The following is an 18617-nucleotide window of genomic DNA, read 5'->3' as shown; positions in this document are numbered from 1 at the left end:
CAGTTGCTGCCGGGGGTTTTCACGTCTGATGCTCAAGCGTGACAAGGGTTTCCCGGCGATCTTATTCATTTACGAAGGAATCCTTACACCTACCCCAGAAGGAAGAACATGATCGATGCGCCTCAAGTAACGACTCCAGCAACTCGTCTGCCTGACAGCAAACCCTCCGGTACGGCAGCGGGGCGCCACCGGCAGAACCTCACCTGGGCGCTGGCACTGACTTCGGCCTTCATGGCCATCGAGGTTGTCGGCGGCCTGTGGACCGGCAGCCTGGCCCTGCTGGCCGACGCCGCACACATGCTGACCGATGCCGGCGGGCTGGCGCTGGCGCTGCTGGCGATCCGCTTCTCGGAGCGCCCACGCACGCCACAGAAGACTTACGGCTATGTGCGGATGGAAGTGCTGTCCGCGCTCACCAATGCCGTCGTGCTGCTGCTGTTGACGGTCTACATCTTCTACGAGGCCTACCAGCGTTACCTCAATCCACTCGAGATTCTGGGTGTGCCGATGCTGGCGGTGGCCGCAGCCGGCTTGGTGGTCAACCTCATCAGCATGAAGCTGCTGGCGGCCGGCTCGAAGGAAAGCCTCAACGTGAAGGGCGCCTACTTCGAGGTGCTGGGCGACATGCTGGGTTCGCTGGGCGTGCTGGTCGCCGCCGGCATCATCATCTTCACCGGCTGGAAGCTTGCCGACCCGCTGATCGGCGCCGGCATCGGGCTGCTCATCCTGCCGCGCACCTGGACCCTGCTCAAGCAGGCTATCCACATCCTGATGGAAGGCACACCGCCCGAAGTCGACGTCGCGCTGCTCGAGCGCACGCTGCTCGCGATCCCCGGAGTGACTGCGGTGCGCGACCTGCATGTGTGGACCATCACTTCCGGCCTGGACTCGATGAGCGGCCACCTCGTCGTCGATGGCGGCGCGGACGCCACGACCGTGCTCGCCGCGGCGCGCGGGGCCATGGCCACCCGGTTTGCTCTGTCACACACGACGATCGAGATCGAGGATGCCGACAGCGCCGCGACCGAGGGCGCTCGCGCTGTGTAGTCCGGCGAACATGGCGCAAGCCCCGCGCGCAGCCGTCCCGGTTCGGTTCGTCGCGCTCGCGGGCTTCAATGACATGATTCTTCGGTTTCCCGGCTTCCATGGGCAGGCGGGGCACCAAGAACCTTCGACGGAGGGCGAGGTGCACGTGCCGTGCCCAGTGGGTCCCTGCACCGGCCCTGCGCGGGTAGGACCAGCTGATTCGAGACGCGGCCAAGCCCGGAGCCGACGCTGCGATGAGTCTGCGACCGCATGCAGCGGTTCGCCGCCACGCGCCGATCAAAACCGCTTCCTGAGGCCGGCCAGCCAGAAAAGGCCGCGGCGGCGCTTCGCCCGTGTCTCGTTTCAGAAGACTGGAGTCCCCGTGTCGATGAAAAAGCTCAAGCTCTTGCTGGGGTTGAAATTGAGTGTCGCAGCGAACAACCCAGCCGCGTATAGGAGGCGGCGGTCACTGCTTTCGTACAGGGCGACACCGACGTTCGGGTTCAGGGACCACTCCGGCAAGAAATCCCAGTCCGCCACGAGCCTGAAGTCGCCGGTGGCTCGTGTCGTCTGGAAATCGCGCGTGCCGTATCGGGGGAAGACGCGAGCGATGACGCCCACCGACGGTTGTTGCCGACCGTCAGCGTCGATGAAGTGGTACTCGAGGCCCACCGACACGGGCGCGATGCCCTCGGCTCTTGCCGTCCCCTGCGTCGAGTCGGTCTCCGTCGTCCGGGTACAGGTGTTGCTCTCGATGCGGAACTCGAAATTCTCGCTCAGCCCCATTCTCAGCAGCGTGGGCAGGAACAGCGTCCGGGACTGCGCGCCATTGCTGCTGCGGTATTCCCGCTGCAGCCCGGTCACCACTTGAATGCGGCCAGCCCCGACGACGTTGCTGCCGTCGGCGATGCCGGGACGGTCAGGGTTTTGATGTAGTCGTCCAGCGGCTGCGCTGCAGCAGCCGCTGCGGCCAGTTGCAGCGTGATGCCCCAAGCCAGCGCCCGCAGGCATCGACGAGGCCGCGTCGGGCCGGAGGCGGCGCCGACTCTGGTCTTGCCCGCGCCGGGAAGGGCAAGCTGGGACGACCCCCTGCCGGCTACGACTTGAGCCACTCGACGAGTTCGGGACCCAGCAGGGTGGCGTTGAGTTCCTCGTCCGACTGCGCCACGAAGGCTTCGAGATCGCGGATCACCACCACGCCGGTGTTCCTGAACCGGTGTGCAATCTTCTGCACGAATTCGAACGTCACGCCCTTGTCTTCGCAGGCGCCGATGAACAGGAAGTAGACCTGGTCGCCGCGCTTCTGCGATTCCTCGAGGATGCGCATGGTGCGCGCCTCATCGCTCCTGTCGTTTTCGCCGTCGGTGATGAAGAGCACGAGCGAGCGCCTCTTCTCGTGCGTGTGTGGGGTGCCGTGCTCATGCCCGCTCGCCGACCAGCCGAACAGGCGGCTGAGAAAGCCGGCGCCCTGGGATGAGCGGTGTGCCTCCTCGCACACCTTCCAGCCGAAGTGCTCGAGCGCGCGCTCGAGCACGAAGCTGTAGGTCGTGCCGCCGTTCCAACCCGGAACCCGGTCGACGATGTTGCGCGTGACGTAGTCGCGCGCATCGTCGGGCGTCACCGCGCCCACGTAGTGGGCGCTGTCTTCGCCGGCGCTGAAGGTGAAGACGTCCATCTTGCGGTCCGGGTCGAGCACCATGCAGTAGGGTACGAGCCGCTCGATCAGGATGCTGGTCGTGCCCTCCTCGTGTTCGTGCTCGAACGAGCCGGAGACGTCGATGATCGCGGCGGTTTCCGCCTTCACGTTCGCCACCACGCCGGCCTTGTCGAGCGCCAAGCGCAGCGCGTTGGCCGACTTGTCCAGATTCAGTGTGAGTTTGCTGTTCATGTTTGCTCCTGGTTCAGGGTTTCAACTGACTGATGATGTCCCGCAGCCGATAGGCCAGTTCGCCGGCTTCGGTCGGCGAGATCGTGGTCTTGCTGGCGGTGAGGGTGGCGATGGACGCGATGCTGCCGATGAACGCCGGCATCACGACCAGCGCAACGTTCTGGATGGCGCCGATCAGGCGGATCGGCTGCTCGATCTGCATTTCTCGCGTGGAGCCGGCTTGCCGCATCTGCGCCAGGGTCTGCGTCAGACTCATGCTGCGCTCCACGAAGCACTGCGCCAGTGCGGCGTCGTCCTGACGAAGGCGCTCCGACAGGAACAGGGCGCCGATGGCAGAAGCTTCGACCTGTGCCGCGGTCCCCTCCATCGACCCGGACAGGCGCAGCAGCCGGTCCTTCAGATCCAGCAGGGGGTCGAGTGCGCCACCCATGAGTGCCAGCAGCTGCTCCAGCTCGGCCTGGGCCTGGGCAAGTTCGCCCGGCGTGTCGATCCGGCTGTTGATGCCTTGGAACAGCCGGCCCACGAGACTGTCGCCGCCATGTCCGCAGACGGCCATGAGGTCGATCGATCCCAGAATGTCCATCATTCGCGCGAGGTAGCCCTCCACCTGACGCAGCACAGGGCTGCGCGCAAGGGCAAGCATCTCGGTGACGAGGTCGCCGTGCGCCTGCTGCAGGTTGTGGCCCCACAGGATCGCCTTGCGCTGCGAAGCCTTGTCGACGACGAATGCGCCGACCAGCGCTCGCGCCTGCTGGTATACCCCGGCAGCTGCGCCTGGCGACAACGCTTGCAAATCCGACACAGCCACTTCGATCCGCTTTCGTTCGGCACCTGGGATGGCCGTCGGCTGCCGCACCACCGGCGTGGCAGCGGGGACACGACGCGCCGGCGACAGGACGTCCTGCGCTCGCGGCGCGGCCCCCGCGGGGGTGCGCAGCGAAGCGCCCGGGGCGCCGATGACCGTCGGACGCAACTTGTCCTTCGTGGGCGGCACAGCAGGCCTTCAGGAGAAGTGGCCCAGAACGTCGTTGAACGTTCCCGTGAAGCCGCGGCCGACAGGCGCGTACTCCCAGCCGTTGTCGCCGTGCATGATGCTGCCCAGCTGCACCACGTTGAACTCGCCGAATTCCTTGGACAGCTGGTAGGCGCCCAGCTCGCGCCCGCTCTCGTCGGCGATGGTGACGGTGCAGACCTCAATGTCAGCGAAGGCCGCCTCGTCCTCGGCCGCGGAGCCCTCGTCGTGCCCCGCGGTGTGTTCGGCCTTGTGGACGGTGGCGAAGAGGGGGATCTCATTCACGCCCGCAGGAAGTTTCGAGCCATCGATGACGATGGTTTCGGTGTTGCCCTGGACCCGGACGTCGCCGGAGTGCCGCAGCCCGCCCGTGGGCGTGGCGAAGGAGCCGTCGGCCGCGGTTGGCAGCACGCCGGTCTTCGGGCTCATCTTCGTCGTGTTGTAGGTGGACAGGATCTCTTCGAGCACCGTGACCTTCGCGCCATTGCCGCCGTTGCGTGCCTCGAGCGCATGGATGTCGATGTCGTCCTGATGGCGGGCGTCGCACTGCCATGCGACGGTCACCTTGAACGTAGCGCCCTTGTTGAGCGAGAGTTGCAGCTTGCGGGCCGGCGCGGCACCGGGCTTGTCAAGGGTTAGTGTGAGCATGGGTTTCTCCGGGTTGTTGTCATACCTTGCGCAGCGCCGCGAGCTCGGCTCGCGACTGCTCGAACATCTGCCGCGCCGCCTCGAACTTCGCTTCGGTTTCCTGCTTTGCGGTTTCGACCAGTTCGTGGATCTCGCGCGTCTGCGTGATGATCGCGGCGATTTGCTGCGCCTGCGCGACACGGTTGTCACCGGGTGCCTTGGCCGCGGCGATTGCCACGTCCTTGGTGGCCTGGCCGCGCAGTTGCGTCAATTGCTGGTCGAGGCGCGCCTGGCGCTCGGCGATCTGCTGCACCGACTTGACCGCGAATGCACCGTGGATAGCCAGCAAGGTCATCTTGATCGACGCGAAGCGCGAGGACACCGTTGTGGCGGTCTCCTGCAGCGTCGCGATTCCGGCGGCCTCGATCTGTTGGATCACCATCTGGTCGGCCGGCAGGCGCGTATAGGTGCCTTCGAGCGCAAGGGCCCGACTTTCCAGCAGGCTGAGCTTGTCCTGCAACTCACGCAACCGTGCCTGGGCGGACACGTCGGCAGGGTCCGCTGCCACAGTCTGCTGCGCTACGTACTGCCGGGCCTTTTCGAGAAACGCCCGCGCCACTGCAGCATCGACGGTGAAACTGGCGAAGTGCGTGCCGTACGATTGCTTGAGGCTCTCCAGCGCCTGCAGTTCGCCGAACAGCGTCTTCATTTCCTTGGACAGTTCTCCCTCCAGGCGGACCATCTCGTCGGCCAGCGTCTGCGTCCGGATCGAGATCAACTCGCCGATCTCCTGCATGAACTCGCGAAAGGCTTCCTCGGGCTTGCGGCCGGTGAGCTTGGCGAACAGGCCGGCGAAGAACCCCGGGGCTTCACCCTGTTGGATCTTCTCCAGGATTTCAGGCAGCTTGGCGTCATCGACACCTTTTTCCAGGCGCCCGAAGAGAGCGAACACCTTGGACGCCGTCTTTTTGTCGAGCCGGGCGAGGAAGCCGTCGAGGGTCTTCTGCAGCGCCTGTTCGGCACCGAGGCCGATCTTGATGATGTCGCCGGATGGAACGTCCGCGAAGTCCAGCGCGGCAAGCGCCTGCTCGGCTTGCGGCACCTGCTCCGGCCGGAGCACGATGGCTCCGGTCTCCAAGGAATCTTGCACGAGGGGGCCCTGCCTTGGCGAGGGCGGTGGCACTACGGTAGGGGCGATGTTGCGTTCCACTAATTTCTCCTCTGCCGGTCGGATCGGGAATAACACCGCCCATCCCGCATGGTCAATGTTGGGAGTTTTTGGCTAAAACCCCGGAAAGTCCATCTTGCTCAAAAATTACGCGGTAGACTACGATCTTTACCCACCGGTAAGTTTGGCACACTTGTATCAGCAGTGTCCGGTTAGAACGCGAATAAAGTCATTTGATTGCTGTTATTGCCCTGCTCTGGAATTTAGTCGTTTCCCGCAAAGGCTTGCTGGATGGTCATATTCTCGAACAGAGTGAGCGAAAAAATCTGTAGCAATGTGTAGAGCGAGGCATCGAGGCCGAGACGTTTTTTTGACGATGGCAACCAGGACATAGACCGATACGACGATCCAGATTTGCGACTTCACCGCATTCTCCGACGTGCCGTAGAATTTCTTGATACGAAGATGCTGCTTGATCCACTTGAAGAGCAGCTCGACCTGCCTAAGTATGGTCACCTGATTTGATGTTCCGATGGTCACGGACGGTGATGGTGGTCGGAGAATCGAAAGGCAACGAAAGCGTCTAACCCGACCTCATTGCTGATCCAGTTGGCAACGGCGAGCATTGTGTCCACAACATTTTTGGTGGACACATGGACACAAACCTCATCACCGTTCCTGCGTATCGGCCTCGTCGCCGCCATTCTCCCGAATTCAAGGCCCAAGCAATTAGCAGCCTGCCTGCAACCCGGCGTATCGATCGCAGCCATTGCGTTAGCCAACCAACTCAACGCCAATTACCTGCGTCGCTGGGTCAAGGTCCATCGCGATCAACAAACGGCCGCCACCACAGCACCGGGCAAGATGTCGCACGAATCAGCGAAGCCCCCGCCGTCGACCACCCTGGTTCCCATAACGCTCCGCACACCGGAGCCGGAATCTGCAGCCAACCTCCAGATCGAAATCCGCCGCCCGGAAACAACGATTCACATCACCTGGCCGGTTAGCCAGGCCAATGCCTGTGCGCAGTGGTTGCGCGAGATTTTGCCATGATCCGGCCGGAGCAATTCTGGCTGGTCGTCGAGCCGACCGATATGCGCCGGGGCATTGACGGCCTGTCACAACAAATTCAGCAAGCACTGGGGCGATCACCTTGCGACGGTACGGCGTACGTCTTTCGCAATCGGGGCGGCAATCGGATCAAATTGCTGGTCTGGGACGGCACCGGTGTCTGGTTATGTGTTCGGCGTTTGCATCAAGGTCGCTTCACCTGGCCGCAAAGTAATGATGCCGCTTGTACCCTGAGCCAAGCCGAATGGCGATGGCTGTGAGCCGCCGGGGAAATTGCTACGACAACGCGGTCGCAGAGAGTTTCTTCCAGCTACTCAAGCGCGAGCGCATTCGCCGCAAAACCTATCTCGACCGCGAGGAAGCGCGCCGAGATGTCTTCAACTACATCGAGATGTTCTATAACCCGAAACGTCGTCATGGCTATGCAAACGACGTTTCTCCGGTAGAGTTCGAAAACCAGTATTTCAACCGGCTACAGAGTGTCTAGTAGAGCCGGGGCGATTCATCTCGATCATGGGGATTTGCCGATTGACAACAACCCGGCGGAAAATTCCATCCGGCCGATCACGCCGGGGTGCCGCAACTGGTTATTCACCGGCTCCGAGCGGGCCGGTCGCCGAGCAGCAGCGATTCAGAGTTTGCTGGCCACGGCAAAGCTCAATGGCTTGGAGCCGTACGCCTGGCTCAGGGACACTTTCGAAAAACTCCCCACTTGGCCTTATAGCAGGATCGATGAACTGCTGCCGCTCAGGGCCAACCCGCCGAGCGGTGCGGTAGCGTAGAACGCTTACAAGGCAACGAGAAACGCCGCCAAAGGTTTATGCCGACGGCATTGTTGAGTTGATCGCATGAGGATCAGAACGGCGGATCGTCGTCCCGGGGCTTGGGGTTCGGATCAGGATGAACCTAGAAAACTCAGTTGAACGGAGGGGTACGTGGAAACCGCTGTGCTGCAAGGTTTTTCTGGATTTTTGTCCAACTGATCTACAGCAACGCTGATTTACTCGAAACCATTGTGGCACAACCCTTTCGAGGTGCCAGGCGATTTCAACTGCAGTTTTAGCATGAACGAGGTTATCGTAGAAGTGGTCGACCTGATGGCCGTAATGAGTCGTGAAGAGATCGAGGATCTCGTACAGGCCGTTACGACCGCTGCAACCGGCTTAGCGTGCTTGATTTCCCGTTTTCTGAGACGACCCTCAATAGGGTGATATGCCAAGCATGCCAAGAGAAAATCGGTGACCGAGAAGCAGCGCCCGCCAAGAAAACCCGGGCCGGTAGCGAACCCAAGCGCGAGTTTTTCCCGTCCATCCGTCTATTGTTCGACGCCGCGTAGCGCCGGCCGCTTGCCCGCACGCAGCCTTAACGGCAGTTCGGATCCGTCACGCCTGACCGAGATTCCCAGCGAACTGCCCGGTGCGACTGCAGCGATCTGGTTGATGAGGTCCACCGTGTCGGTGACCGGCCGCTGGTTAATGGCGACGACGACATCACCCGGCCTGATGCCGCCCACATCGGCCGGGCCACCCCGCAGTACGCCGGCGATGACCACCTCCGGGCGCCCGTTCTCGCGGCGGATTTCCCGAGCATCGATGCCGAGCCAGCCGCGTTCGACCCGCCCGGTCTTGAGAATCTGCTCCAGGACCTGCCGGGCGATGCTGACCGGGATGGCGAAGCCGATGCCCTGAGAGCCGCCGCTTTGGGAAAAGATCGCCGTATTGATGCCAATGAGGGCGCCGGAGGCATCCACCAGCGCCCCGCCGGAATTGCCGGGATTGATGGCCGCGTCGGTCTGGATGAAATTCTCGAATGTATTGATGCCGAGCCGGTTGCGCCCGGTGGCGCTGACGATGCCCAGGGTGACCGTCTGCCCGATGCCGAAGGGGTTGCCGATGGCCAGGACCGGATCGCCGACTTCGACGCTGGCTGGGTCGGCGAAAGTCGCGGGAACCAGCCCCTTGGCCTCGATCTTCAGCACGGCCAGGTCGGTTTCCGGGTCGACCCCGACCACGCGAGCCTCGGCCGCTTCCCCCGACGGGAAGGCGACTGCAATCTCATCGGCGCCCTCGACCACGTGGTTGTTGGTGAGGATGTAACCGTCGGCGCTGACGACGACCCCCGAACCGAGACTGCTCGCCGGCTGCGGTGCCGGCCCGCCGAACGGCTGCCCGAAGGGATGGCTGAAACCCGGACCGCGCCGGGTAACGACCTGTTTCAGGGTATAGACATTCACGACCGAGGACATGGCTTTGTGTGCCGCCTGGCGGAAGCTATATGGGCCTGTCGTCGCGGGTGGTGGAGCTGTTTCCTTGATCGTGATGACTTCCCGCATCGCCCACCCCCCGCCTCGCTCCGAGAGGAAGGACCAGACCAGGAGCCCGATGCCGGCCAGGGCGACCAGGAGCAGCCAGAAGCGCCTATTCATGGTTTCGCCAGGAGCGTTGCGGCGGATGGATTGGCTGTCATCCCTTGCTCCTCAAGATATCTTGATTGCGCGCTCGATGGCGCCGACCAGGATCCATCCCGGTTCGGGCTGGCCGGTGTGCGCCGCCTTGGCGATCACGTCCACCAAGGTGTCCACCAGGTCATCGCTACACAGGAGTTCGAGCTTGTACTCGATCACGACGGGTTCCGCGAGATCCATCGCGTAGTGCTGCTGCGCCGTATCGGTGCCGGCGAAGGGATGTTGCACCCGGGAGGCGGTAATGTTGTGGCAAGCGGAGTTCCCGGCGCAATTGCACAGCCCCGAATCCCGCAATGCTTCGAGCACGTCGGCGATGCGGTCTTGGCGGATGAGTGCCTTGATCTCTTTCATGTCGTTCTCCATGCGGCGGCCCCGGCGAGTGGAGCCACCGCGGTCAGGTTGAGGGGTTGCTGCGCTCCCGCCGGGACTCCACCCATTCATACATGAGCGGCAGCAGGAGCAGCGTCAGCGCTGTCGAAGTAAACAGCCCGCCGACCACCACGGTGGCCAGCGGGCGCTGGGTCTCGGCACCCACCCCCTGCGAAAGCAGCATGGGAATGAGGCCCAGGATGGCGACCGAAGCGGTCATCAGCACCGGCCGCAGGCGCAGGGCGGCCCCCTGGCGCACCGCCTCGCGAATCGACGCCCCGTGCCGGCGCTGGTCGTTGAGGAAGGACACCAGCACGATGCCGTTCAGCATGGCCACCCCGAACACGGCGATGAAGCCGATGGCCGATGGCACCGACACGTACTGGCCGGTCAGCGCCAGGCCGAAAACGCCGCCGATGACGGCAAAGGGCACGTTGGCGATGATCAGGGTGGCATGGGTCAGCGAGTTGAAGGCAGTGTAGAGCAGGATGAAGATGAGCCCGATGGTGAGCGGCACGATCACCGCCAGCCGGGCCATGGCCCGCTGCTGGTTCTCGAAGGCGCCGCCCCACTCGGTCCAGTAGCCGGCCGGCAGCTTCACCTGCGTCCGGATGCGGGCTTCAGCCTCCTGGACGAACCCGTTCACGTCGCGGCCCCGCACGTCCAGCTGGATCACCGCATAGCGCTGCAGCTGTTCGCGCCGCACGAAGGAATAACCTTCGTTCATCTCCACCGTCGCCACCCGGGACAGGGGCACCAGCGCTCCGGACTGAGTGCGGATGGGGATGTCGGCAATCGCCTGCGGGCTGTCGCGGAAGGCTGCGTCCAGGCGCACCTGGAGAGCAAAGCGCTTGGTGCCGTCGATCACCGTCGACACGGTCTTGCCGCCGATGCCGGCCTGCACCACTTCGAGGATTTCGTCGGCGTTGATGCCATAGCGGGCCGCTTCGTCGCGGTTGACCTTGATCACCATCTGCGGCTTGCCCTTGTTGGCTTCCAGAGAAAGGTCCGCCGCGCCGGGCACCTTGTCGAGCACGGTTTTCATTTCCCCAGCCAGGCGATCCAGGGTGGCGAGATCCTCTCCATAGACCTTGAGGGCCAGGGTGGCGCGTACGCCGGAAATCAGTTCCTCGACCCGCATCTGGATCGGCTGGGTGGCGCCGAATACCACGGTGGGAACGGCCTTTTCCAGGGTTTCCTGCATTTCACGGGCGAGTTCCGGCATGGATAGGCGCTTGGGCCATTCATCCACCGGTTTCGCGGTCATCAGGATTTCCATGTAATTCACATCCGCTGTTTCGCCCTTCTCGGCGCGGCCGATGGTGGCGAGGGTCGAGGTCACCTGGGGGAAATGCTCCTTGAGCACGGCGTCGATGCGTTTCGAGACGGCGATGCTCTCTTCCAGCGAGGTGGAAGGAATGCCGGTGACGCGGAAAAGGATGGTGCCCTCCTGCAGCGTCGGCATGAATTCCTTGCCGAGGAAGGGAAACAGGGCCAGCGCCGCCGCCAGTAGCACCAGGGCGCCGCCGATCACGGTCTTTTTCCGGTCAAGCGCCCAGTCCAGCAAGGGCAGATAGATACGCTTCGCATGGCGCAGGATGAAAGTATCCTTCTCTTCCTTCGGCTTCAGGATCAGCGCCGCCAGTACCGGAACGAGGGTCAGTGTCAGGATGAGGGACCCCAGCATGGCGAAGGCGATGGTGAGCGCCATGGGCTTGAAGAGCTTGCCCTCCAGACCGGTCAGGGAGAAGAGCGGCAGGAAGACGACGATGATGATCAGGATGGCGAACGCGATCGGGTTGATCACTTCCCGCGCCGCTTCCAGCATCACATGCGTCTTGTTGACCGGCTTGCCGGCCTGATGGGAGAGGAGCCGGAAGCTGTTCTCCACCATGACCACCGCGCCGTCCACCATCATGCCGATGCCGATAGCCAGCCCCGCCAGCGACATCAGGTTGGCGGACATCCCGACATATTGCATCAGGATGAAAGCGATGAGCATGGCGAGCGGCAGGGTCACGACTACGACCACGGCCGAGCGGATTTCCCCGAGGAACAGGAAGAGGATTAGCGCGACCAGGATCGAACCTTCCAGGAGGGCGCTTTCCGCCGTCTTCAGCGCCTTCTCCACCAACTCCGTGCGGTCGTATTCCGGGGTGATGGTGACCCCCTTGGGCAGCGCCTGCTGGGCCACCTTGAGCTTGGCCTTCACCGCATCCACCACGTTCTTGGCGTTCTCGTTGATGCGCGCCAGCGCCAGCCCCAATACCACTTCCCGGCCATCTTTGGTGACCGCGCCAAAACGCAGGCTGGGGGCTTCTTTCACTTCTGCCACGTCGCGCACGTAGACGGGGGCCCCTTCGCGCTGGGTAATCACGATGTTGCCGATGTCGCGGGAGCCGGTGACCAGACCGAGGCCGCGTACCAGATACTGCTCCTGGCCGAGATTCAGGTACTGGCCGCCCACCTGGCGATTGTTGGCGGCCAGGGCCTCCATCACCGCCTTGAAGGTCAGGCCGTACTTGATCAGTTTCTGGGGCTGGATGAGCACCTGGAACTGTTTCTCGTCGCCCCCCCACGAAGTCACGTCATCCACGCCGGGCGCGGTGCGCAGCATGAGTCGCACGGTCCAGTCCTGTAGGGTGCGCAAGTCCATGGTCGAGAGCTTCCGGTCGGCCGACTCGATGGTGTACCAGAACACTTGCCCGAGTCCCGAGGTGTTCGGCCCCAGGGTCGGTTCCCCATAGCCTTCGGGAATCCGCTCCTTCGCTTCGAGGAGCTTTTCGCTGACCAGGCGGCGGGCAAAATAGATGTCTACGTTGTCCTTGAAATAGACGCTCACGTAGGACAGGCCGAACAAGGACACCGAGCGGATTTCGTCGACCCCGGGCAGACCGGCCAGGGCGGTTTCCACCGGAAAAGTGAGGAGCTTCTCGACGTCCTCGGCGGCGACCCCTGGGGATTCGGTATAAATATTGACCTGGACCGGTGTCACATCCGGGAAGGCGTCCACCGGCACCGTGCGGAACGCCTGCACCCCGAAGACCACGACGAGCAGGAATCCCAGCAGCACCAGCACCTTGTAGCGCAGCGAGAGATCGACAATCGAATTCAGCATGAGGGCACCTCGTCAGTGTTCGTCGCCGATTTGCGACTTGAGGAGCCGCGCTTTCAGCGCGTAGGCGCCCGCCACGACCACCACTTCACCACTCTTAATGCCGCTCTTGATGACGACCCGGTCGCCGACCTTGTCACCAGGCTCGACGGCGCGGGGCTCGAAGCCGCCGGCTTCCTGGACGAAGGCCATGGGCTGGCCGTTCACCAGCAGCACCGCTGCCTGCGGCAACGTCATCGCCGGGGTCGCGGACCCCGTCGCGATGGCGGCGGTGGCGAACATCTCGGGCTTCATGCGCCGATCCGGATTGGGCACCTCGACTCGGGCCGGCACCGCCCGGGTTTCCTTGTCCACCATGCTGCTGATGTAGGTAAGCCGGCCCTGGAAGGTTTCGCCCGGATAGGCGCTCACGGTCACGGTGGCCGGTGCGCCCGGGCGTACCCGGCCGAGGTCCTTCTCGAACAGGTTGGCCTCGATCCACAGGGTCGACAGATCGGCGACGGTGAAGAGGCTCTTGTCCGGCTGCGCCAATTCGCCCAGGACCGCCGCCTTCTCGATGACGGTACCGGCGAACGGCGCCTTCACCGAGAAGAGCGAAGTCGGTCCCTGTTCCGAATCCCGGTGCTCGGCGTCCAGGAGTTGCAGGCGGTCTTCGGCGGCGCGCTGGCTGGCACGGGCCTTCTCGTACTCGCTGCGGGCGCGCAGATAGTCCTTCTCGGGGATGATCTCATCGGCCTTGAGCTTCTGCGCCCGCTCGAAGTCGGCCTTGGCGAGCGCCAACTGGCTCTGCGCCTGGCGATAGACGGAATGGGCCTCGCCCAGCTCGATGCTGTCGAGGCGGGCCAGCGGCTGGCCCGCCTTCACATCGTCGCCCAGGTTGGCGTAGACTTGGTCGATCCGGGCCGGGACGCGGGGCGCGACATGGGCGATGCGGTCCTGGTTGGCCCGGATGGTGGCGGTGAGCACTACCTGGTCGGCAACGGGCTGCGCCTTCAGCACTTCGACCCGGATGCCCGCAGTCTCGATTTCCTCAGCGGAGAGCTTCATTTGCCCGGCTTCGCCGTGTTCGTCCGTCGTCTTGTCGGCGCCTGGCTTTTCCTGGACAGATGTGGCCGGTTTCGCTTCGGCCGACGGGCTATCCGGTCGGTTGCAGGCACCCAGCAGGAAGGCGCCGGCCAGGAGGGCGAGCCCGGCGGCCCGCGGTAGGGAAAGGATTGGCATGGGATTTACCCCGGAAAAGTTCTTGTTATAGGTATTCGTCAGCAGTGCTTTCATCGCGCCCCTCCCGCGGCCGGCCAGCCTGCGGCGGCTTGGAGGGCAACGGTGGCGAGGCGCAGTTCGCTGCGAGCGTCGATCAGGTCGCGGCGCCCGTCGAGCACCTGGCGGTTCACCACGATGAGCTGCAGGAGGCCGATCTCGCCGGCGCGATAGGACTTGGTCGACAGCTGCTGGTTCTGATCGAGGCTGGCCAGCACGTTGGCTTCCAGGCGTTTCACCCGGGCCCGCAGGCTCTCGACGTTGAGCCACAGGGCGCGCACCTGGGCGGGAATGTCGCGGCCAGCCACCTGGCGCTCGATCTGCGCCTGGGTCAGCTCGGTCGTCGCCTTGCCGATGCCCGTGGCATTGCGGCGAAAGAGCGGCAATGGTACCGAGAGGCTGACGCCGATGAGCTTCTCCCGCGCCTCAGTCGCCCCTTCCCGGCCTGCCGTCACGCCGACGGTGATGTCGGGGTAAGCCGAGGCGCGCTCCAGGCCAAGGCGGCTGGCGGCCGCCGCTTCGCGCCGCTCCAGTGCCTGCAACTGCGGCCGTCCGAGGGCCGTCGCCAGCAACTGATCGAGGGTGTAGTTCGCGGCACTGGGCATCAGTTCGCCGGCCACCTCGGGCAAGCTTTCCGGTGCCAGTTGTAGGGCGCTGGCCAATTCGGCGCGGACCTCGGTGAGCTGCTCGCGCAGGGCAGCGAGCTGGTTGCGGCCGCGCTCCGCTTCGACGAGGGCCAGGTTGCCGTCGAGCCGGCTATCCTCGCCGGCCGCTACTCGCTTCAGGACGGCGGTGGCGGCGTCCTCAACCAGCTGGAGCGCTACTTCTTCGGTCGCGATGCGAAGCTGGAGGGCCAGCACCCGGACGAAACGCTGTTCGATGTCGGCGCGTACCCGGCGATGCGTCTCCTGCAGTACCGCCTGCAGGGCGGCCAGATCCTGATCGGCGGCCTCGCGGCGGTGGCCCTGCTGCCCGGCGATTTCGAAAGTCTGCGAAAGGCCGGCGTTCCACTCGCGCCATCGTTCCTGGGAGAACCCAGGTTGCCGGCCCTCCCGGCGGAGGGTTTCAGCGGAGAGCTGGGGATTGTTCCAGAGGAGGCCGCGGGTGTCGGCGCGTTGCCCCTCGGCCGCCGCCTGATTGGCCTGTGCGGTGCGTAGCGTCGGGTTGGCGGCTTCGGCGAGACGCCACGCTTCGTCCAACGTCAAGGGCGTGGCGGCGTAGCTCACTTCAGGCGCACCGGCGAGCACGAGCCAAGCCCCGGCCAGGAGCGCGAAGGCGTGTCCTAAAGGACGTGCCGCAGCAAGGGAACTGCAAGACAGCATGGAATAAATCTTTCAAGCCGGCCGGCGCCAACGGCGCCCGCCTTAGGTCAAAGGAAAAGACTCAGGCTTGAAAGAAGCTGCGAGGCGGCCGGAAGGGATCCTCGTTCGGGCGGGTCGGGACCAGCCCCACCCGCAGGGGATCAAAGCGCTCGCCTGCTGGGGGAATGGGTGAGAAGGATTCGTCGTGGCATTCTGCCCCGGCCAAATGGAATTGGGCATGGCAGCCGTGGTTGCAGGGCTTGTTGGCGCCATTCTTGCCGATGGACTCGTGGTCCGGCTGGGCGTGGTGGCCCGTGGCGGAAAAGTGCGCCATCTCGTCCGACAGTAAATCGGCAGTTGCCTCGGCCCCATAGCTCCACAACGATGCGCTGACCAGACTGAAAGCCAGCAGTATCGCAAGGACCGAGCGGAAATGTGAGTAGCGGAACATGGAAGGAGATTATTCCTAACGGAATATGGCGTCAATCGAACCGCATGCCCAGCCCTGCATGCATCGCCAGTGCCGGTCCGCGCCTGAAGTAAGCCCTTCCAGGTAAACCAATTTCCGCATCGCCGCTGCTATCTTCGTGAGTGATCGCAACGAGATAGCCACGCAGCAGGCACTCCATATCTTCGCCAACGGCCCGGGCTCTGCCTCCACCACGCTCACTGTAGCCGCCACCGCCGCATTGTTCACTGTCAGGATGCAAAAACAAGGTGTGAACTGGTCTGCATAGGCCTGGTACTGCACCCATCGGATACCGTGGCCCTGCGCGCGGGCCATCAGATTCTCGAAAATCTGGGCCACCCCGCTCGCGGCGGTAACTCGCCGGCAGCCTTCTTCGTGAGCACCTTGATGCCGGAGCGAATCTTGCCGCCAGTGGGAATACACCGCGTCGGGGCGGTCGAGTGGAGATTCGCGGATTCGGAAGTTGCAGCCTGAACTACCGCGCAACCCGCCAAGCGCGTAACCCGAAAACAGGTCAGCCGGTGACGGCACTGGCGAAATAGGTGCCCGCCTTCAAGGCAGGGAAGGAACTACGTGAACGGGTGATGGCGACGGCGCCTCCCCAGGGAATGTCGCTGAGGAATTGATCGACACGCGCGTTCTGCTTTGCAAGCGTCAACTCCTTTTAGCGAGGGTCCGCCGCATTTTTCAGGGAAGGCATCGGGTGGTCTGTCGACCACACCCAGGCATCCTGCCCGGCTGCCGCAATCGCCTTCTCCTTTGCTGTTCGTTCTTTGGGGTCCATGAAGGCGCTAAACACGTGTAGCGGCACCGGCGCCGCCCCGGTATCCAGCAGCAAGGCATTCGGAAATATGGCTGCACTTCGAGCATCGTAGCGCAACGGCTTGACGAAGCGACGTTGTTGGGCCACAAGGGCGTCGATCAGCGGAATTTCATGCACGCCTTCGATGGGAATCCATTGCTCGCTCGTCAGCATCAGACTCACCGCATCGATCTCGTAGGTGTATTCGCGGCGATCTCGGATCAGGGCGGCCATGACCACTCGGACGTGGTGGCCAATATCGGCATCGCGCGCCTCGAACAGCGGCGCGAACACCCGCTCGATCCGCTCCCAACTCCGGTTAGCGATCAGCAGCGGCGCATCCGGCATGTGCCGGATCCAGACCCGGCGGCCCTGCGCAGTGGCTTCGCTTGCCTTGAACTCGCCGATGATGATGGCCAGGGGCGCCTGCCCGTCTTTGGGGCGCAGCACGGCCAGTTTCTCGCGCCGGCGCTGGGCCGCTTCGGCCTTGGCGCTCTCGCTGAAAGGTTCGGGCACATACAGGCGCTCGGCCAGCGGCACGCCCTTGACCACGATCTCCTCGGCTGCCTCCAGCAGGTACTTGCGCAGCACGCCCTGGTTGCGCTTGCCCGCCATCGCCGGGCTCCAGCGGTTGAAGCCCGCGCGCTCGAACAGGAAATGCATCAACGCCCGCAACGTCATCTGCCGCCGTGGCACGCCGATCTCCGCCACCTCCTGAGGTTCGCCGCGCGGCACGCCGCGCCCGAGCACCCGTGTCCAGGGAAAATCCACCCGCAATTCGACCCGGCCCGGTTCCGACTCCAGCACCGCTTCACCGACCAGCTCGCCCAGTCCGGACTGCTGGACCTCCGGCTCGTAGGAAGGGCAGCCCGGATGGTGGGCGCTGCCGCTGTCCGGCATGCGCTTGACCACGAGCTGGCGATGCCGCGCCACGTACATCTCGACGCCGCCGGGCACGCATAGGCATCTCGGCCGCTCGGGTGTCTCGTAGACGTGGGCGAGCGCCTCCTGCAATTGTGGATCGTCCGCGCCTATCACGCGGCCCTTGATGGCGAAACGTTGGGCGTCCATGGCGAACTCAAATCAACTCATCGAGCAGCTCCGCCAGCGTCGGCTTGGGCCTGGGCAACAGCTCCCGCACCGCGCTGCGCTCGCCGATGCCCAGGATCGCGCCCACCTGATCCTCGTCGGCCCCGCGCTCATACATCCGCGATATCACGGTGAGGCGCGCCGACTGGGTGCTCAACCCCTTGAGTTCGGCGTAGCGGAACAACTTGCGGTAGATCTCCAGCAGCGCCCGGCAGACGTAGCGGTTCTGCCCCGGCTCGCCATTGTTGGGCGTGATCTTGTAGGGCTCGCCACTCGGGGAAAGGAATAGTCGGCTACCCGGGTCCAAGCCACGGTAGGCATCCGGCGTACCCAGGCCATGCCCGCCAGCGAGACGCTCGCGGAAATAGGCAGCCAGCGCATCGTCGAGCCGGCTGCTGCTGAAGTACAGCGGCCGGAGCTTGCCGTTGATCGCCGCGTCGGTGCGCAACTCCGATTCCCTGCATACGCTGCCGTCGGCATGCAGGTAGTCGCGGACCTCGATCCGTGCGATCTCGAGGGGACGCAGACCCGTGGCGAACAGCAGGTAGTACAGGGCCAAGTCGTGCCAAGTGCGGCTGGTGCGGCCCTTGATGCGCACTGCGCCCTGAGCCACCTCCGCCGCCGACAATACGCGCGCCGGACGGGCGCCTGCCGGCGGTTGGGGCTCGAAGCCTTCCAGCGCGACCAGGATCGCGTCCCGATGCAGGCGCAGCCGCCGCACGAAAGCCGCGCCTTCTTCCTTGAGTCCATCCACGCCCACCACCTGGGTGAGTTGGACCGCGACGGACTTGATGCGCCGCTCGACCGCCGTGCGTGATACGCCGAAGCGCTTGGCCACCGCCTCGTAGGTCTCGCCGCCGATGACGGCACGGAGCATCTCAACCGATTGCAATGCGTTCTCGTGGTGCTTGCTGATCTCCTCGTTGTCTTGCATGTCTTGCTTCTCCCATCATCTCTCG

16 protein-coding genes and 4 pseudogenes are annotated in these 18617 nt (G+C 64.0%); 6 read left to right on the top strand and 14 right to left on the bottom strand.

What is annotated here, in order from left to right:
* Positions 1–108: 108 nt before the first annotated feature.
* Positions 109–1047 (top strand): cation diffusion facilitator family transporter, encoded by a 939-nt coding sequence (locus HV742_RS12705; RefSeq protein ID WP_175145398.1) that lies wholly within the window; start codon positions 109–111, stop codon positions 1045–1047.
* Between the two features lie 342 nt (positions 1048–1389).
* Here HV742_RS12705 and HV742_RS12700 read toward each other — a convergent pair whose 3' ends face one another.
* The 6 genes and pseudogenes from HV742_RS12700 to HV742_RS12675 form a co-directional block, all read right to left on the bottom strand.
* Positions 1390–2037: a transporter gene (locus HV742_RS12700; RefSeq protein ID WP_302478790.1), complete on the bottom strand. Its 648-nt coding sequence runs from the start codon at positions 2035–2037 to the stop codon at positions 1390–1392.
* 85 nt (positions 2038–2122) lie between these two features.
* Positions 2123–2914 carry a VWA domain-containing protein gene (locus tag HV742_RS12695; RefSeq protein WP_175145394.1) on the bottom strand — a complete coding sequence of 264 codons (792 nt, stop codon included), beginning with the start codon at positions 2912–2914 and terminating at the stop codon, positions 2123–2125.
* Positions 2915–2927: 13 nt separating this feature from the next.
* Entirely contained in the window at positions 2928–3908 is a 981-nt protein-coding gene (locus tag HV742_RS12690) for a hypothetical protein (protein WP_175145392.1), read from the bottom strand.
* A gap of 9 nt (positions 3909–3917) precedes the next feature.
* Positions 3918–4574, bottom strand: coding sequence for a TerD family protein (locus tag HV742_RS12685; protein ID WP_175145390.1), 657 nt, complete (start codon positions 4572–4574; stop codon positions 3918–3920).
* Positions 4575–4593: 19 nt separating this feature from the next.
* A complete protein-coding gene (locus HV742_RS12680; protein ID WP_175145388.1) occupies positions 4594–5763 on the bottom strand; it encodes a hypothetical protein in 1170 nt (389 codons plus the stop codon).
* Between the two features lie 221 nt (positions 5764–5984).
* Positions 5985–6222, bottom strand: a pseudogene (locus tag HV742_RS12675) (transposase); the annotation flags it as partial.
* A 96-nt stretch (positions 6223–6318) separates the two neighbouring features.
* Here HV742_RS12675 and HV742_RS12670 point away from each other — a divergent pair.
* The 4 genes and pseudogenes from HV742_RS12670 to HV742_RS12655 form a co-directional block, all read left to right on the top strand.
* Positions 6319–6774, top strand: a complete 456-nt coding sequence (locus HV742_RS12670; RefSeq protein WP_254601090.1) for a transposase — start codon at positions 6319–6321, stop codon at positions 6772–6774.
* Positions 6771–7052 carry an IS66 family insertion sequence element accessory protein TnpB gene (tnpB, locus tag HV742_RS12665; protein ID WP_175145386.1) on the top strand — a complete coding sequence of 94 codons (282 nt, stop codon included), beginning with the start codon at positions 6771–6773 and terminating at the stop codon, positions 7050–7052. The genes HV742_RS12670 and tnpB overlap by 4 nt, the downstream gene beginning before the upstream one ends.
* Positions 7046–7279: pseudogene (locus tag HV742_RS12660) on the top strand (IS3 family transposase); the annotation flags it as partial. The gene tnpB and the pseudogene HV742_RS12660, both read left to right, overlap by 7 nt.
* A gap of 16 nt (positions 7280–7295) precedes the next feature.
* Positions 7296–7574, top strand: a pseudogene (locus tag HV742_RS12655) (transposase domain-containing protein); the annotation flags it as partial.
* A gap of 533 nt (positions 7575–8107) precedes the next feature.
* Here HV742_RS12655 and HV742_RS12650 read toward each other — a convergent pair.
* From HV742_RS12650 to HV742_RS12625, 6 genes are all read right to left on the bottom strand, one after another.
* Entirely contained in the window at positions 8108–9217 is a 1110-nt protein-coding gene (locus HV742_RS12650) for a S1C family serine protease (protein WP_175145384.1), read from the bottom strand.
* Between the two features lie 51 nt (positions 9218–9268).
* On the bottom strand, positions 9269–9607 hold the full coding sequence (locus HV742_RS12645) for a P-II family nitrogen regulator (RefSeq protein ID WP_175145381.1): 339 nt from the start codon (positions 9605–9607) through the stop codon (positions 9269–9271).
* A gap of 43 nt (positions 9608–9650) precedes the next feature.
* Positions 9651–12743 carry an efflux RND transporter permease subunit gene (locus HV742_RS12640; RefSeq protein WP_175145379.1) on the bottom strand — a complete coding sequence of 1031 codons (3093 nt, stop codon included), beginning with the start codon at positions 12741–12743 and terminating at the stop codon, positions 9651–9653.
* Between the two features lie 12 nt (positions 12744–12755).
* On the bottom strand, positions 12756–14015 hold the full coding sequence (locus HV742_RS12635; RefSeq protein WP_217482383.1) for an efflux RND transporter periplasmic adaptor subunit: 1260 nt from the start codon (positions 14013–14015) through the stop codon (positions 12756–12758).
* Positions 14012–15223, bottom strand: a complete 1212-nt coding sequence (locus HV742_RS12630; RefSeq protein WP_217482382.1) for a TolC family protein — start codon at positions 15221–15223, stop codon at positions 14012–14014. Before HV742_RS12630 ends, HV742_RS12635 begins: the two co-directional genes overlap by 4 nt.
* A gap of 157 nt (positions 15224–15380) precedes the next feature.
* Positions 15381–15749, bottom strand: a complete 369-nt coding sequence (locus tag HV742_RS12625) for a hypothetical protein (RefSeq protein ID WP_175145375.1) — start codon at positions 15747–15749, stop codon at positions 15381–15383.
* 455 nt (positions 15750–16204) lie between these two features.
* On the opposite strand from HV742_RS12625, the pseudogene HV742_RS12620 reads away from it, so the two are divergent.
* A pseudogene (locus tag HV742_RS12620) lies at positions 16205–16309 on the top strand (HU family DNA-binding protein); the annotation flags it as partial.
* Between the two features lie 122 nt (positions 16310–16431).
* On the opposite strand, the gene HV742_RS12615 reads toward HV742_RS12620, so the two are convergent.
* Together HV742_RS12615 and HV742_RS12610 are read right to left on the bottom strand one after the other, a co-directional pair.
* Positions 16432–17640, bottom strand: coding sequence for a DUF1173 domain-containing protein (locus HV742_RS12615; protein WP_175145371.1), 1209 nt, complete (start codon positions 17638–17640; stop codon positions 16432–16434).
* A 7-nt stretch (positions 17641–17647) separates the two neighbouring features.
* Positions 17648–18592 carry a site-specific integrase gene (locus tag HV742_RS12610; protein ID WP_175145369.1) on the bottom strand — a complete coding sequence of 315 codons (945 nt, stop codon included), beginning with the start codon at positions 18590–18592 and terminating at the stop codon, positions 17648–17650.
* Positions 18593–18617 lie beyond the last annotated feature (25 nt).

This window comes from Achromobacter ruhlandii, assembly GCF_902859695.1.
GTDB classification, from domain to species: domain Bacteria; phylum Pseudomonadota; class Gammaproteobacteria; order Burkholderiales; family Burkholderiaceae_B; genus Achromobacter; species Achromobacter ruhlandii.
Note: the sequence above shows the minus strand (reverse complement) of the source record. Positions and strands in the feature narration are given on the sequence as shown.

Excerpts from the sequence above, each read along its gene's own strand:
- HV742_RS12705 (WP_175145398.1), top strand. The coding sequence starts at position 109 with ATGATCGATGCGCCTCAAGTAACGACTCCAGCAACTCGTCTGCCTGAC.
- HV742_RS12700 (WP_302478790.1), bottom strand. The coding sequence starts at position 2,037 with ATGCCTGCGGGCGCTGGCTTGGGGCATCACGCTGCAACTGGCCGCAGC.
- HV742_RS12695 (WP_175145394.1), bottom strand. The coding sequence starts at position 2,914 with ATGAACAGCAAACTCACACTGAATCTGGACAAGTCGGCCAACGCGCTG.
- HV742_RS12685 (WP_175145390.1), bottom strand. The coding sequence starts at position 4,574 with ATGCTCACACTAACCCTTGACAAGCCCGGTGCCGCGCCGGCCCGCAAG.
- tnpB (WP_175145386.1), top strand. The coding sequence starts at position 6,771 with ATGATCCGGCCGGAGCAATTCTGGCTGGTCGTCGAGCCGACCGATATG.
- HV742_RS12650 (WP_175145384.1), bottom strand. The coding sequence starts at position 9,217 with ATGAATAGGCGCTTCTGGCTGCTCCTGGTCGCCCTGGCCGGCATCGGG.
- HV742_RS12645 (WP_175145381.1), bottom strand. The coding sequence starts at position 9,607 with ATGAAAGAGATCAAGGCACTCATCCGCCAAGACCGCATCGCCGACGTG.
- HV742_RS12640 (WP_175145379.1), bottom strand. The coding sequence starts at position 12,743 with ATGCTGAATTCGATTGTCGATCTCTCGCTGCGCTACAAGGTGCTGGTG.
- HV742_RS12635 (WP_217482383.1), bottom strand. The coding sequence starts at position 14,015 with ATGAAAGCACTGCTGACGAATACCTATAACAAGAACTTTTCCGGGGTA.
- HV742_RS12625 (WP_175145375.1), bottom strand. The coding sequence starts at position 15,749 with ATGTTCCGCTACTCACATTTCCGCTCGGTCCTTGCGATACTGCTGGCT.
- HV742_RS12615 (WP_175145371.1), bottom strand. The coding sequence starts at position 17,640 with ATGGACGCCCAACGTTTCGCCATCAAGGGCCGCGTGATAGGCGCGGAC.
- HV742_RS12610 (WP_175145369.1), bottom strand. The coding sequence starts at position 18,592 with ATGCAAGACAACGAGGAGATCAGCAAGCACCACGAGAACGCATTGCAA.